1 protein-coding gene is annotated in these 687 nt (G+C 35.1%); it reads left to right on the forward strand.

Annotation, left to right across the window (positions count from 1 at the left end; genetic code table 11):
• Nucleotides 1-107 precede the first annotated feature (107 nt).
• A complete protein-coding gene (locus AC1DLM_RS35470) occupies nucleotides 108-530 on the forward strand; it encodes a hypothetical protein (protein ID WP_477572634.1) in 423 nt (140 codons plus the stop codon).
• Nucleotides 531-687: the final 157 nt, after the last annotated feature.

Genomic DNA, 687 nt, shown 5'->3' on the forward strand with positions numbered 1-687 from the left:
CGGGCAGTTTAATTGAGAAGCCTCCAATAATTTGTATTAAGGGAATGCAACGTTTTTAGACATGATACGTCTATATTGTAATCCCCCCCAAGAAGGAGATACCMCAATTGTCTAAAAAATATATCATTGTATTTGCGATATTGATGTTTGCTGTTCTATTGTTCTTTCTCGGGAACACCATAATAAAATCAAGGTTCTACTTACCTGATTTACCAGTCGAGGGCTTAACGAAGAAGGAAGCGTATGAGAAGATTTCAAATAGACACAATGATATCAGGTATCTTACTAATAATGACAACTTCAATTGGTATATTTATCAAGGAAGTCAAGAAACTTTTGGGAATGAACTCATAAAACAGTTCAATACATTAGGTGGATTTACTTTTTTAGAGCAAATCGGCTCTGGATATGTATTTGAATCAAAGGGAACAGGAGATAAGCTCATTATTAAATCACAAATGTGGACTGCTAATTACATTATTTTTAAGCTACCTGTTGAATTAAGGTTAGAGCATGTAGTTCTAAAATGACAGGATAGTTAAAAAAGTCCATTTGACTTACATTGTTGAACTAACGGGTACCTGAGGGGGTGCTTCGGGCAGCTCCTCTTTTGTTTTTTATAGTAAGGGGCGGTAGGAATGTTAAATATGAACGAAACAAATAGAAGGCAAGTACGTCAGATAATGT

This window comes from Paenibacillus sp. 01T442 (genome assembly GCF_056398345.1).